16 protein-coding genes are annotated in these 13488 nt (G+C 60.7%); 6 read left to right on the forward strand and 10 right to left on the reverse strand.

The features are described 5' to 3' along the window. Together ACOZK9_RS13875 and ACOZK9_RS13880 are read right to left on the reverse strand one after the other, a co-directional pair. Window positions 1-723, reverse strand: coding sequence for a MotA/TolQ/ExbB proton channel family protein (locus ACOZK9_RS13875; RefSeq protein ID WP_172979325.1), 723 nt, complete (start codon window positions 721-723; stop codon window positions 1-3). A gap of 51 nt (window positions 724-774) precedes the next feature. Next, window positions 775-1593: an energy transducer TonB gene (locus tag ACOZK9_RS13880; protein WP_058413047.1), complete on the reverse strand. Its 819-nt coding sequence runs from the start codon at window positions 1591-1593 to the stop codon at window positions 775-777. 436 nt (window positions 1594-2029) lie between these two features. Here ACOZK9_RS13880 and ACOZK9_RS13885 point away from each other — a divergent pair, with 436 nt between their 5' ends. Beyond that, window positions 2030-2941 carry a hypothetical protein gene (locus tag ACOZK9_RS13885; RefSeq protein ID WP_421556031.1) on the forward strand — a complete coding sequence of 304 codons (912 nt, stop codon included), beginning with the start codon at window positions 2030-2032 and terminating at the stop codon, window positions 2939-2941. A 157-nt stretch (window positions 2942-3098) separates the two neighbouring features. Then, complete coding sequence (locus ACOZK9_RS13890) at window positions 3099-4016, forward strand: LysR family transcriptional regulator (protein WP_421556032.1); 918 nt, start codon at window positions 3099-3101, stop codon at window positions 4014-4016. 92 nt (window positions 4017-4108) lie between these two features. Here ACOZK9_RS13890 and ACOZK9_RS13895 read toward each other — a convergent pair whose 3' ends face one another. Further along, the gene (locus ACOZK9_RS13895; protein WP_421556033.1) at window positions 4109-5146 is read right to left on the reverse strand and encodes a fatty acid desaturase; all 1038 of its coding nucleotides are present in this window, start codon (window positions 5144-5146) and stop codon (window positions 4109-4111) included. Window positions 5147-5247: 101 nt separating this feature from the next. Between ACOZK9_RS13895 and ACOZK9_RS13900 the strand changes: the two genes are divergently transcribed. Further along, window positions 5248-6252, forward strand: a complete 1005-nt coding sequence (locus ACOZK9_RS13900) for an AraC family transcriptional regulator (protein ID WP_421556034.1) — start codon at window positions 5248-5250, stop codon at window positions 6250-6252. Window positions 6253-6379: 127 nt separating this feature from the next. Here the strand turns inward: ACOZK9_RS13900 and ACOZK9_RS13905 are convergent, their stop codons facing one another. After that, complete coding sequence (locus ACOZK9_RS13905) at window positions 6380-6745, reverse strand: response regulator (RefSeq protein ID WP_058413042.1); 366 nt, start codon at window positions 6743-6745, stop codon at window positions 6380-6382. A 100-nt stretch (window positions 6746-6845) separates the two neighbouring features. Between ACOZK9_RS13905 and ACOZK9_RS13910 the strand changes: the two genes are divergently transcribed. Continuing rightward, complete coding sequence (locus ACOZK9_RS13910) at window positions 6846-7340, forward strand: GlcG/HbpS family heme-binding protein (RefSeq protein WP_421556035.1); 495 nt, start codon at window positions 6846-6848, stop codon at window positions 7338-7340. Between the two features lie 22 nt (window positions 7341-7362). Continuing rightward, entirely contained in the window at window positions 7363-7773 is a 411-nt protein-coding gene (uraH, locus tag ACOZK9_RS13915) for a hydroxyisourate hydrolase (protein WP_421556036.1), read from the forward strand. Window position 7774: 1 nt separating this feature from the next. Here the strand turns inward: uraH and ACOZK9_RS13920 are convergent, their stop codons facing one another. Further along, window positions 7775-8464, reverse strand: coding sequence for a Crp/Fnr family transcriptional regulator (locus ACOZK9_RS13920; RefSeq protein ID WP_421556037.1), 690 nt, complete (start codon window positions 8462-8464; stop codon window positions 7775-7777). An 83-nt stretch (window positions 8465-8547) separates the two neighbouring features. On the opposite strand from ACOZK9_RS13920, the gene ACOZK9_RS13925 reads away from it, so the two are divergent. Further along, entirely contained in the window at window positions 8548-9075 is a 528-nt protein-coding gene (locus ACOZK9_RS13925; protein ID WP_421556038.1) for an Mpo1 family 2-hydroxy fatty acid dioxygenase, read from the forward strand. A 62-nt stretch (window positions 9076-9137) separates the two neighbouring features. Here the strand turns inward: ACOZK9_RS13925 and ACOZK9_RS13930 are convergent, their stop codons facing one another. From ACOZK9_RS13930 to oscA, 5 genes are all read right to left on the reverse strand, one after another. Next, window positions 9138-10118, reverse strand: coding sequence for a sulfate/molybdate ABC transporter ATP-binding protein (locus ACOZK9_RS13930; RefSeq protein WP_421556039.1), 981 nt, complete (start codon window positions 10116-10118; stop codon window positions 9138-9140). Window positions 10119-10121: 3 nt separating this feature from the next. After that, the gene (gene cysW / locus ACOZK9_RS13935; protein ID WP_058413036.1) at window positions 10122-10994 is read right to left on the reverse strand and encodes a sulfate ABC transporter permease subunit CysW; all 873 of its coding nucleotides are present in this window, start codon (window positions 10992-10994) and stop codon (window positions 10122-10124) included. A gap of 13 nt (window positions 10995-11007) precedes the next feature. Continuing rightward, complete coding sequence (cysT, locus tag ACOZK9_RS13940) at window positions 11008-11826, reverse strand: sulfate ABC transporter permease subunit CysT (RefSeq protein ID WP_058413035.1); 819 nt, start codon at window positions 11824-11826, stop codon at window positions 11008-11010. A gap of 244 nt (window positions 11827-12070) precedes the next feature. Beyond that, entirely contained in the window at window positions 12071-13081 is a 1011-nt protein-coding gene (locus ACOZK9_RS13945; protein ID WP_421556040.1) for a sulfate ABC transporter substrate-binding protein, read from the reverse strand. Window positions 13082-13156: 75 nt separating this feature from the next. After that, complete coding sequence (oscA, locus tag ACOZK9_RS13950) at window positions 13157-13339, reverse strand: sulfur starvation response protein OscA (protein ID WP_010565387.1); 183 nt, start codon at window positions 13337-13339, stop codon at window positions 13157-13159. Window positions 13340-13488 lie beyond the last annotated feature (149 nt).

Below are 13488 nucleotides of genomic sequence, written 5' to 3' on the forward strand. Positions count from 1 at the left end.
TCAAGACGCCTCTTTGACTTTTTGCGGGCTGGCAGCCGCGGTTTTGGTCAACGCCGGATGCAGCAGTACGCGGAACGCATTTTTCTGCGCGAGGCTGTAGAAGTCGTGGGCAAAGTCATCCAGGTCAGCAGCGGTCAGCTTCAGGCGGCGTAAAAAGTAGTTGTAGACCAGCACCGCCGGTACGGCGACGGCGATACCCACGCCGGTCGCGACCAGCGCTGCGCCAATCGGCCCGGCCACGGTTTCGAGGCTGGCGGAACCGGCGGCACTGATGCCCTTGAGCGCTTCCATGATGCCCCACACGGTGCCGAACAGGCCGATAAACGGCGAGGTGCTGCCGATACTGGCGACTACGGCCAAGCCGGTTTCGAGGGAGCGGCGTTCACGCACGATCTGTTGGCGCAAGGCGCGTTCGAGGCGGTCCTGGTGATTAATCGCCTGGCTCAGGTCTGCCGCGTGCGGCGCATCGCCGACCTGAATCGCGGCATAACCGGCCTGTGCAACACGGGCGGCGGCGCCGGGCTGGGTTTCGGCAAGTTCAGCGGCCGCGTCGAGGCTGGACGCCGCCCAGAACTGTTTATGGAACTTGCGATCCTGCGCCTTGAGGCGACCGAACTGCAGGCCTTTGAGCAGGGCAAAGCCCCAGGTCGCGACCGAAAAGACCACCAGCAGCCAGATCACCGCGCTTTCGATGGATTCAAGTGGAGATGCTAATGCCATGATGTTTTCCCTCTGTGCAGGTCGCGGCGTGCACAACACACCGCTGCCGAATAGTTAGTGAATCTTGAAGTCGATCGGTACGCTGACCCAGCCGTCCTGAGCCACATCGCCCTGCTTGGCCGGCACGAAGCTCCAACGCTTCACGGCGGTCAGTGCGGCGTCGTCGAGTTGCTGGCGACCGCTGCTCTTTTGGATTTGGATCTCACCCGGCTTGCCGTTGGCCAGTACGTGCACGCGCAGCAACACCGTGCCTTCCCAACCACGCCGCTGAGCCAGCGAAGGGTATTCGGGCGCCGGGTTCTTCAAGTACGCGGCGTTGGCCGACGCGGGAGTCACCGGCGCCGGCGCGGGCGGCGCTACTGGCGCAGGCGCCGGCGGTGCAGGCGTTGGAGGCGCAGGCGGTTGCTCGACCGGTTTCGGTGCGGGCTTGGGCTCGGGCTTCGGTACCGGCTTGGGTTTCGGTTTTGGAATCGGTTTTGGCGGCGCCGGTTTGGCGGCCAATTCATCCACCACCGGCGGCGGTGGCTCGACCACTGGGGGCGGTGGCGGTGGCGGTACAGGCGGTGGCGGTTCAACCACCGGCGGCGCCGGCCGGGAAAATTCGATAGTCATCGGCGGAATTTCCGGCGGCACAATCGGCAGCACCGGCGTCGGTTTCTGGCTCACCCAATAAATCACCGCACCGTGCAGGGCCAACACCAGCAACGCCAACAGAATCCCTTCACGGCGACTCGAAAAGCGCTTCGGGGTTTTCTGCAACCGCAGTTGCCCCAATGGCGTGCGGTGCTGCCGGCCAAGGTCGACCAACTCACCACCCGGTGCCTGGCGCCACTGCGCCTCGGGTGCACTGGCGGCGGTCTGGACATTGCCCATTGATTCACTCCCTACGATTTTGAAACAAAAAAACCGACAGGCCTGCCTGGTAGGCCGTCGAGGGCTGAATCATCGGGGCTAGACGCTTATCTCTTAAAGTAACCTTTAAAGTTAAATATATGCCCTGATCGAATAAGCGAAATATTCTGAAACGTCAAAGCCCCGTACTACGTGGCTTAGCGAACAAACGCTGAATGTCGATGCCTTTGAGGCATACAAAATATTCATGGAAAGCATGGTTTTGCGGCCGATTGGCGGCTCAAACGTCAGAACCGGCAGCCTGCCCAAGTCCGCGTTTCCCACTCTCATCACTGGAACCCCAAACCGTCAGGAACCACCAAGGGTTGATACGGCGGGCCTGCTTGCACGTCGGCACATAGTCGCTAATACGCCTGGCTGCTCCTGCATTGGCGGAGCGCACTGGACTGGAGAGCCCATGAATATCTACTCCCTGATCATAAACACCTTCAACGGCCACCCGCCCAGTAGCGCACCGGCCGACACGCAACCGCCCGCGCGCCGCGCGCCACGCCCTACGAAAGGGCCTCAGTCGATTAGCTTTGGCCCGGCTAATTCAAAGAGCCCCGCCTCCAGTTCAACAACCGCCAAAGCTGACACCACCGACGGCAAGCAGCCGCTGCAGGAGATGCTGAGCTTAGTGCGCTCGATGGTGACCGCCATCGAAACGCTGTTGGCTGGGTTGGATGAAAAGAAGACGCCGCCAGACGCGAAACCCACACCCAAAGACCTACCAGACAACGCGCCAAAACCCGGAAAACCCTATACGCCAGATGCGCTGATAAATGGATTCTCGCAGAAGCGAGGCAGCATGAATTGCGTGACCGTCGCGGGCATCAAGGCGGCAATGCAACGATTCGGCGGCCCGAAAGAGGTCTACGCGTCCGTCGAACAAACTAAAGACGGTGTGGACGTCAAGATGAGAGACGCGCCTAACAAAACCTTCCATGTGACCACTGCTGAGCTTAAATACGCAGCTGCCCACTCAGGGTTCAAAGGCAGCAACCAGAAGATGCTTAACGATGCCAACTTCATGTACGCGGTCAGTGCCAAACGGGCACAGATGGAAAACAACGACGGCACCGCGTCGCGCAGTTTTGCCGCAGCCGTGAAGACCCTCGACACGTGGGAAAACACCCAGGAAGGGCTGCAGCGCCTGGGCTTGAGAAACTATGTGCAGCGCACCAGCGCAAAGGAACTGGCCAATGGCGTACCTGGCGTCATGGCCCAAAACGACCATGTTTTCACCGTGCTGAATGGCCGAATAGAAAATTACGGTAATTTGGGAAGCAGGCCAAACGGAGGGGCAAAGGCCTATAAGTTGAAGTAAGCGCACGGCGGGGCGGGTTGATGGCGGGCGTGGCCGGACTTTCGGTTCGGTCGCTCTATATATATGCATTTAAGATCTATAAAAAACAACAAAGCATTGTTGACGGAATAAGCGCTGACCTTAAAATCCCGGTTCTTTAAAGGACGCCGGGCACACCATGGACCTTCGCCAACTGCGCTACCTCATCGCGCTCAACGAGCATCGCAGTTTTGTGCGCGCCGCAGATGCCATGGGCATCACTCAGCCGGCGTTCAGCCGCAGCATTCAGGGGCTGGAGCAGGAGCTGGGCTGCGTGCTGGTTGACCGCGCCAATAAAGACCTGCGCCCGACACCGGAAGGCCAGGTGGTGCTGCAACACGCGTTGAGCCTTGTGCAAGGTGCGGCATTGTTGAGCCATGAAGTTACGCGCATGACCAAACTTGACGCTGGCGAGGTGCGTTTTGGCAGCGATGCGGTGGCGGCAGTGCACTTGGTGCCACAGGCAATCGCGCGATTTATGACCGCCTACCCCAAGGTACGCAGCCGCTTGCAGGTCGATAACTGGGAAAGACTCGGCCGCAGCCTGAACCGTGAAGAGATCGAGTTTTTTATCGCCGATGTGCGTCACTTCGAAGCTGATCCGAATTTCCAGACCCAAGCCTTGACGCCCCGCCGCACGGTGTTTTTCTGCCGCGACGGGCACCCGCTGCTGGCCAAGGACAGCCTGTCCACCAACGACTTGTTCGACTACCCGCTGGCAACCCCGCTGATCGCACCCGGCATTCGAAAAATACTCGCCAACCTCAGCGGGCGCATCGACTTTGCGCCGGCTGTCGAGCTTGAGCTGTTCGCTGCGCTGGCTACCGTGGTGCAGCAGTCGAACGCTATCGGTCTGGGGTCCGAAGAGGCCTTTGCCCAGGCGTTCGGCGGCGGCGAGTTACGCGTGTTGCACTGGCGCAATCTGCCGCCTGCACTGGACAGTTTGAACAACCGCTGCGGGGTGATCAGCCGGGCGGGGGATCGCCTGTCGGCTGCGGCGAAGGCGTTGATCGAGAGCCTGCTGGCGGTGGAAAACCAGGCGCTGAGGAGTGCCTGAAGTCATGCATTGTTCATGACAGGGACTGCTACGCAGCGCAACGCGAGCAAGCCCGCTCGCCGCAATAGCCGCGCTCGCCACAGAAGCGGCACCTAGACCTGCGGCTGCAGCCGATTGGCTCGCGCAAAGGTGCCGAAATCATTGAAGCGCACGCCCATCTCGGCCATGACTTTATGCGCCACCCTGGCGGTCATCTGGCGGATGTAAAACGGCTCTTTGACCACGAAGTGATGGATGCCGTGGGTGCTGCCGAAGTTGAAGCAAAACGCTTGCAACGGCCACATCCACCAGGGGTTCAATACTTGGGTTTGCTGGATCACATTGCCCAACTCCACATCACCGTAGTAGTGCATGTTGGAGCTGACAAAGTGCAGGCAAAAAGTGCGCAGCACGTTGGGGCCGATGATCACCACGGCGGCGATATCGATCACCTGCATGACCTGTAACGTGCCGGCCGACCAGTCGATGGGCGTGCCCATAAGCATCGCAATACCCTGCGCCGCGTGAAAGCCCAAGAACACATACCACGCGCCCCAATGCAGCAACGCCAGCGGTGCGTACACCCGCAGCGCACGCTTGAGGATCTTGAATTTGTGGCCCCATGTCTTGGCGCGCAGCACGCGGATGAACGCCGACATCACGTTGTCGCCGACCATCAGCAACCGCGCAAAACCCCACGGCTCACCGTTGGTGATGGCGCGCTCTTCCATATCGGCTTCGGTGCCGGAAAATTTGTGGTGGTTAAGGTGCAGGTGCCTGCGTACCCACGGGTTGATCGTGCTCGGCCGCGCCAGCCACACCAGGCCCATCATCAGGTTGTGCGGCAGGCGCTGTTTGCGAAAATACATACTGTGGATCAGGTCGTGTTCCAGTTCGTGCGTCAGTGAGGCAAGAAAAGCGTTCAGCAGGAGGCACACCCACCAGGCCATGTACCCGGTTATGTAGAGCGCCGCCGAGCCGAGCATGCCGAGCAGCGCAAACGCCAGGATGCCCGCGCCCAGCGCGTCCTGATGCAGCAACCACGGGTGTTGCTGGCGCAACCTCACGCCTTCGGCGAGCACCACTTCGCGAATGCGCGCCGAACGCTGGTGTGCGTTCATCTGTTGGGGACTTGCAGAAGTACCGTCCATGCTCCCATCCTCTTGTGCAGTGATGGATGCATCCTGGCCCAAGCGGTGCGCCAGAGCATCAGCCCCACACGCCAACCTGTTGACCGCAAGCGCCAATCGCCATGACCGAACCCACTTCACTCGCCAGTTGGACCCGCGCCCTGCGCAAGCAACTTGATGCCTTGGGCCTCGACAGCGCCGCGCTGTGCGCGCAGGCCGGGCTCGACCCGCAGCAGATGGACGACCCCAACGCGCGCTACCCGCTGTCGGCGACCACGCGCCTGTGGGAACTGGCGGTGCAGGCCAGCGGCGACCCGGCGATCGGCCTGCGGGTGTCGCGGTTTGTCAGCCCCACTACCTTTCATGCGTTGGGTTATGCGCTGGTGGCCAGCGGCAGTTTGCGCGAGGTGTTCGAGCGCATCGTGCGTTATCACCAGGTGGTCAGCGATGCGCTGACGCTGGAGCTGAGCCGGGAGGGCGAGCGTTACCTCTTTCGCTTGCTGCAACCGCCGGGCAGCCCGGCACCGGCGCTGGAAGCGATTGATGCGTTTGCGGCGATCTATGTGCGCACCTGCCGCAACCGCTTGGGCCGGGCCTACGCACCGCTGGCAGTGTATTTGCGGCGTCCAGAGCCTGATGATCCGACGCCGTGGCACACGGTATTTCGCGCGCCGGTATTCTTTGGCGCTGAAGAAGACCGCCTGGAGTTTGCCGCCCACGACTTCGACAGCCATTTGGATGACGCCAACCCGGAGTTGGCCGAACACAACGAAACCGTGCTCAAGCGCACCCTCGCCCAACTGCAACCGCTGACCTGGGAGCGCAAAGTGCGCGCAGCCATTGAAGCGCAATTGCCGGACGGCGAACCGAGTGCCGAGCGGATCGCTCAGGCGTTGCATTTGAGCCTGCGCAGTTTGCAGCGGCATCTGGCGGATGAGGGTTGCCGGTTTGATGCCTTGCTCAATGAGTGTCGGGAAAATCTGGCGCTGTTGCACCTGCGCGACCCGCAGTGTTCATTGGCCGAGATCAGCCATTTGCTCGGGTTCGCCGATACCAGCAGCTTTAACCGGGCGTTCAAGCGCTGGACCGGGATGACGCCGGGGCAGTTTCGGGATGGGTCGCGGTAGCAGTAAGGGCCTCATCGGGAGCAAGTCGAATCGTCGCACCGGCCCTCCCACATTTTTGACCTGTGGATATATTTCAAAGGTGGGGGGCTTGCTCCCGATAGCGGTGGCTCAGGCACTACAACCGTGATCAGCGCCCGCGATCGCGGCGCAAAAGCTTCCTCACGCGCGCCACCAATACCTTGTCCTCAAATGGCTTGAGCAAATAATCGTCTTCATGCAATTCCAGCCCACGCAACCGGTCTTCAATCCCGTCCGGCGTGGTCAAAAACAACAGCGGCGTGTCGCCCTTCAATCGAATCGCCTGCTGCAACTTCCAGGCATTCAGGCCCGGCAACATCACATCCAGAATCACCAGGTCGTACTCGTTGCTTTCAACAAACCGTAGCGCCGCCATGCCATTGGGCGCCACTTCTACCGCAAAGCCCGCCTCGCTCAAACCCTGAGCCATGCGCCGCGCCAGTTGCGGCTGGTCTTCCACTAACAACACCTGCATGCCCTACCTCTTGGTTTGATTACAAACCTGTCATTGAATTGTTCGGCTTTTGACGCCGTTCACTGGCTAACGTGGCCGCCTGCCTTTTGGAGGTTTCACCATGTTTCGCATTGCTTTATGCCTGAGCCTTGGCCTCAGCAGCGTCGCCCTGGCGGCGCCGCAATTACCGCGCCACGCCGACTTGAATTTGCACACCGCGCAACAACTCGCCGATGCCGGCCTGGCCCATTGCACCGCGGCGCTGACCGTACTCGACCGTGGCGGCAACCTGTTGCTGAGCCTGCGGGCCGATGGCGTCGGCCCTCACAACAGCGACGCCAGCCAGCGCAAGGCGTACACGGCGCTGTCGACAAAAACCGCAACCCGCTTGTTCGCCGAGCGCGCCCGCAATAACCCCGAGTCAACCAACCTTAACAGCTTGCCCCACTTGCTGTTGCTCGGTGGTGGCGTGCCGTTATTTGCAGGCGCAGAACTGGTCGGCGCCCTGGGCATCGCCGGTGCCGGCGGCGCCGCGCAGGACGAGGCGTGCGCGGTGCAGGCCGAGGCGTGCGCGGTGCAGGCCGCCGAGCAAATCGGCCTGAAAATCACCCTTTGATCCCCCATTAATGGAGACTTCGATGAAAACGCTAAGCATGACCCTCGCCGCCCTCAGCCTGAGCGGCCTGTGCAACCTGGCCATGGCCGCTGGCAACCCGCTGAGCGTGCACGTGTTGAACCTGGAGAATGGCCTGCCGTCTGCCGGTGTCAGCGTTACCCTGGAACAACAGGTGGGCGACCAATGGCAGCCACTGTCCCAAGGTGTGACCAACCAACAGGGGCGCATCGCCGAACTGTTCCCGGCCGACCGCAGCATGAGCCCCGGTGAGTATCGCGTGGTGTTCAAGACCGGCAATTACTACAAGAAGGCCAACCGCGAAACGTTCTTTCCAGAAGTGCCGGTAATTTTTCAGGTCAAACAGGCCGACCAGCATTACCACATCCCGCTGCTGCTGAGCCCTTACGGCTTCTCGACCTATCGCGGTTCCTAGTTCAAGCGGCGCCTGCGGCAGCACGCAGGCGCGGTAAATCGAGCACTTCAATTGCGCCATAACTCAAGTCGACAATGCCCTGCTGCTGCAACGCTTTGAGCAAGGCATTGGTGGTTTGGCGCGACACGCTGAGCATCGCGGCCAGGTCCTCTTGGGGCAGCTGCAACACGCGCCGCGCCGAGGTTGTTTCGCCGTAGCCTTCGGCGATCATCAACAACCGGTGGGCCAGCCGCTGGGCTGCAGGCATCAGGCTCATCTGCTCGATGTTGATCAACGACAGGCGCAACTTGTGGCTCATCAGCAAGGCCATGTCCCGCCAATAGACCGGGCGGTTGTCGAGTATTTTGAGCAGCGCCGGCTGCGGCACTTGCAACAGCGTGCAAGGGCCGACGGCCATTGCGTCGTGGGTACGCGGCAAACCGTCGAACAGGCAGATTTCACCGAACCAGTGAGGCGGCTCAACCAGGCTCAACACCGCTTCCTTGCCCTGTGCGCTGACCGCGCTGATACGCACGGTGCCCTGCAATACCGCGTACACCCCGCACGGGCAATCGCCACGCTTGAACAGCGCCTGCCCCGCCGTCAGCACCTGCAGGCGCGCCGCAGCCAACAGACTATCCTGAAGCTCGGCAGGCAAGTGGCTGAACCAATGCCCGCTGGCCAGTTGGGCGTACCATTTAGCCGCAATCATGAGCACTCCGAAGATTGTCGCCCACCTGACAGTCAGGCGCAGGCTGGCAGGGCATGATCAAGCATCCTACAGGAGGAACAACAATGAAAAGCCTCGTCGACCACCTCAGTCAATACGCCGCGTACCACCGCGACCCACGCAACATCGCCAGCCACTTTATCGGCATCCCGCTGATTGTGGTCGCCGTAGCTGTGCTGCTGTCACGCCCCGAATGGCCGCTGGGCGGGTTATGGCTGTCGCCAGCGGTAGTTGTGGCGCTGTGTTCGGCGTGGTTTTACCTGCGCCTGGAACGCGCGCTCGGCGTGCTGATGACGCTGTTGATGGGGTTGTCGGTGTGGGTCGGGCATGTGCTGGCAGCGCACAGCACGCTGGTGTGGCTCAGCAGCGGCATCGGCCTGTTTGTGGTGGGCTGGGTGATTCAGTTTGTCGGCCACTATTACGAGGGCAAGAAGCCTGCGTTTATAGATGACGTGTCGGGGCTGATCGTCGGGCCGTTGTTTGTGGTGGCAGAATTGGCGTTTTTGCTGGGGTTGCGGCAGGGCCTGAAGCAGCAGATCGAAGCCCGTTCCGGGCCGGTAACGCGCCATGATCCAAGGGCTAAACCGGTCTGAAATGTGGGAGGGAGCAAACCCCTCCCACAAAAGCCCATTCCCACGCAGGTTGTGCAGTGGGTTCAGGCTTTTTGCCACACCTTGGGTTTGAAGAAGAGCGTTTCACCGCGCGCCAGGCCGGTCAGGCTGTCGTGGTCTTTCACCACCTCGGCTTCGATCAGCTCACTCTGGCCTTCGACCTTCAAGGTCACGCGGGTCGTGGCGCCCAGCGGGCGAATGTCGCGCACTTCAGCCGCGTGGTGGTCCTCCAGCTCATGGCGCGACAGCGACACTTCGTGAGGGCGGAACAATAGGTGCTGGTCTTCGCCCAAATGCAGGCGGTTGGAGTCACCGAGGAAGTGGTACACAAAGTCGCTGGCCGGGTTTTCGTAGACGTCGCCCGGTGAACCGATTTGCTCGATCACGCCCTTGTTCATCACCACGATACGGTCGGCAACCTCCATGGCCTCTTCCTGGTCGTGGGTCACGAATACCGAGGTCAGGTTGATGTCTTCGTGCAGGCGCGCCAGCCAGCGGCGCAGCTCTTTACGCACCTTGGCATCCAGCGCGCCGAACGGCTCATCCAGCAGCAGCACTTTGGGCTCTACCGCCAGCGCGCGGGCCAGAGCGATACGCTGGCGCTGGCCACCGGAAAGCTGCTCCGGGTAGCGATCAGACAACCAGTCGAGCTGCACCATGTTCAGCAGCTCGTGCACTTTTACCGCGATCTGGCTTTCGCTCGGGCGCTGGTTTTTCAGCTTCATGCGCAAGCCGAAAGCCACGTTGTCGAACACGGTCATGTGGCGGAACAGCGCGTAGTGCTGGAACACAAAACCGACGTTGCGATCACGCACGTCATGGCCGGACACGTCTTCGCCATGGAACACGATGCTGCCGTCATCCGGGGTTTCCAGGCCGGCAATAATGCGCAGCAAGGTGGTTTTGCCGCAGCCGGACGGGCCGAGCAACGCCACCAGCTCGCCACTCTGGATGTCCAGGTTGATGCTGTTCAGGGCCTTGAAGGCGTTGAAATTCTTGCTGACATTACGGACTTCGATCGACATGACTTATTCCTCACCGGCGCTTTTGCGCAGGCGGTTGATACGGTTCTCGCTCCACTGCTTGAGCAGCAGGATGAAGAGCGCCAGGATCAGCAACAGGCTCGCGACAGCAAACGCGGCGACATGGTTGTATTCGTTGTAGAGGATCTCGACGTGCAGCGGCAGCGTGTTGGTAACGCCGCGAATATGCCCGGAGACCACCGACACCGCGCCGAACTCACCCATGGCGCGTGCCGTACACAGCACCACGCCATAGATCAAACCCCACTTGATGTTCGGCACGGTCACGTACCAGAACATCTGCCAGCCATTCGCGCCCAGCAGCCGCGCGGCCTCTTCTTCCTGGGTGCCCTGCTCTTGCATCAGCGGGATCAGTTCACGCGCCACGAACGGCACGGTGACGAAAATGGTCGCCAGCACGATGCCCGGCAACGCAAACACGATCTGAATGTCATGCTCTTGCAGCCACGGGCCAAAGAAGCCCTGCGCACCGAACATCAGCACGTAGACCAGGCCCGCGATCACCGGTGATACCGAGAACGGCAGGTCGATCAGCGTCACCAAAATGCTCTTGCCACGGAACGAGTACTTGCTGACGCACCAGGCGGCGCTGACCCCGAACACCACGTTAAGCGGCACCGAAATCGCCACGGCGATCACCGTGAGCTTGAGGGCCGACAGCGCGTCGGGCTCCAGGATCGCGGTGAAGAACGCGCCGAGGCCATTCTTCAAGCCTTGGGACACCACGATAAACAACGGCAGCAGCAAAAACAGGAAGAACACCAGCCAGCCAAGGCCGATCAGGATGCGGCGCGACACTGCACTGCCACGGCGGGCAGCGTTGGCCGAGGACGCGGCGGAAATAGACGATTGGGACATGTTCCGCGCCTCCTTATGGACGTTCAATGCGCCGCTGCAACAAGTTGATCAGCAGCAGCAAAACAAAGGAAACCACCAGCATCAGCACGCCAATCGACGTGGCACCGCGGTAGTCGTATTGGTCGAGCTTGACCATGATCAGCAACGGCAAAATCTCGGTTTTCATCGGCATGTTGCCAGCAATGAAAATCACCGAACCGTACTCACCGACGCCACGCGCAAACGCCAGCGCGAAACCGGTCAACCAGGCCGGCAACAACGCGGGCACGAGGATGTAGCGGAACACCTGCAGTGGCTTGGCGCCCAGGCAGGCGGCGGCTTCTTCGATTTCGCGGGGGATGTCAGCGAGTACCGGCTGCACCGTGCGCACCACAAACGGCAGCGTGACGAAGGTCAGTGCCAGGGTGATGCCCAGCGGGGTGTAGGCGATTTTGAAGCCGAGGTCTGCGGCGAATTGGCCAACCAGGCCGTTGGGCGTGTACAGCGCCGTCAGTGCAATACCGGCGACAGCGGTGGGCAGGGCGAACGGCAGGTCAATCATCGCATCGATGATCTTGCGGCCAGGAAAGGTGTAGCGCACCAGCACCCAGGCCAGCAGCGTGCCGATAACGCCGTTGATCAGCGCCGCGTAAAGCGCGGTGCTGAAACTCAGTTTTAACGCCGCCAGCACGCGCGGTGCCGAGATGATGTTCCAGAACTGATCCCAAGTGAGTTGGGCGGCGTGTACAAACATCGCCGCCAGCGGGATGAGCACAATCAGGCTGAGGTACACGACGGTGTAGCCCAGCGTCAGCCCGAAGCCGGGTATGACGGGGGAAATACGACGCGACATAAGAGTCCTTGGTTAACGGGGTAGAGACCACTGTAAGAGCGCGCCGCACCTGCAAAGGTTAGCTCACTGTGGCGGGGGGGCTTGCTCCCGTTGGGTTGCGAAGCGGCCCCAAAACCAGGCGACCCAGATGCATCAAGCGCATCTCGGATACCGGTTTGGGAGCGCTTCGCACTCCAACGGAAGCAAGCCCCCCCGCCACAGTGAGTGCGTCACACAGAAAACTTGCTCCTGCCAGTAGTGTTGCTTACTGCGCCGTGTAGATCTGGTCGAACACGCCACCGTCATTGAAGAATTGCGGTTGGGCAGTTTTCCAGCCGCCGAAATCTTTGTCGATAGTCACCAGGTCCAGTTTCGGGAACTGTTGGGCGTATTTGGCGGCCACTGCTGCATCGCGTGGGCGGTAGAAGTTCTTCGCCGCAATCTCCTGGCCAGCCGGGCTGTACAGGTGTTTGAGGTATTCGGTCGCGATCTCGGTGTTGCCCTTTTTCTCGGCGTTCTTGTCGACCACGGCCACCGGCGGCTCCGCGAGGATCGACAGCGAAGGCACCACGATGTCGAACTTGTCGGCGCCGCCGTCTTCTTTCAGCGCCAGGAACGCTTCGTTTTCCCACGCCAGCAACACGTCACCCTGACCGTTGTTGACGAAGGTGATGGTCGAACCGCGAGCGCCGGTGTCGAGGATCGGCACGTGCTTGAACAGCGCTTGAACGTATTCCTGCGCCTTGGCTTCGCTGCCACCGGCTTTCAGGCCGTAGGCCCAGGCGGCGAGGAAGTTCCAGCGGGCGCCGCCGGAGGTTTTCGGGTTCGGGGTGATCACCGACACGTCTTTTTTGATCAGGTCGCCCCAGTCCTTGATGCCTTTAGGGTTGCCCTTTCGCACCAGGAACACGATGGTCGAGGTGTACGGGGTGCTCGCGTCCGGCAGGCGGGTTTGCCAGTTTTCCGGCAGGGTTTTACCCAGCTTGGCGATTTCGTCGATGTCACCGGCCAGGGCCAACGTCACTACGTCGGCGCGCAGGCCGTCGATGACTGCACGGCCTTGCTTGCCCGAACCACCGTGAGATTGCTGGATCTTGACGTTGTCACCGGGGTGGGACTGTTTCCAGAAGTTGGTGAACTCAGCGTTGTAGTCCTGGTACAGCTCACGGGTAGGGTCGTACGAGACGTTAAGCAACTCGTAGTCCTTGGCAACAGCGGAACCTGCAAACACAGCACTGGCCAGTGCGGCCAGGGCGTAACGGCGAATCGACGACATAGAAGGCTCCTGAAATTCTGGGGTGTTGGCTTTTTCTTATAGTTGCGGGTCTGGCATGCGAATCGCCGGTGTCGCTTAAGCCGGTTTGTTGCCGGGGTTCTGCAAACGGAATTTTTCTTTGCGTTCGATTTGTACGACCTGGGCGTTGTGCACAGTGATTTCCACCGCGCCAAACCGCAGGTCGCGCAAGGCGCTCTGGATCTCACGCAAAATGGCTGCTTCGTCCTGGCCGTCGACGCTACGTAGAGATGCGCTCATGGTCTCGCTCCTGAAATGAATAGTGCCTCGCAGTGGCGGCACTGCTTGCGGCGTAGGGCGATAGTAGATAAGCGCGGATATTCTTAAAAATACTATTTAAGAATGTTTATATAACCAGAAAGAATTTTCTGGCGGGCCGTGGGGTTGCG

The organism is Pseudomonas kitaguniensis, from assembly GCF_049199985.1.
In the GTDB taxonomy this organism is placed as follows: Bacteria; Pseudomonadota; Gammaproteobacteria; order Pseudomonadales; family Pseudomonadaceae; genus Aquipseudomonas; species Aquipseudomonas kitaguniensis.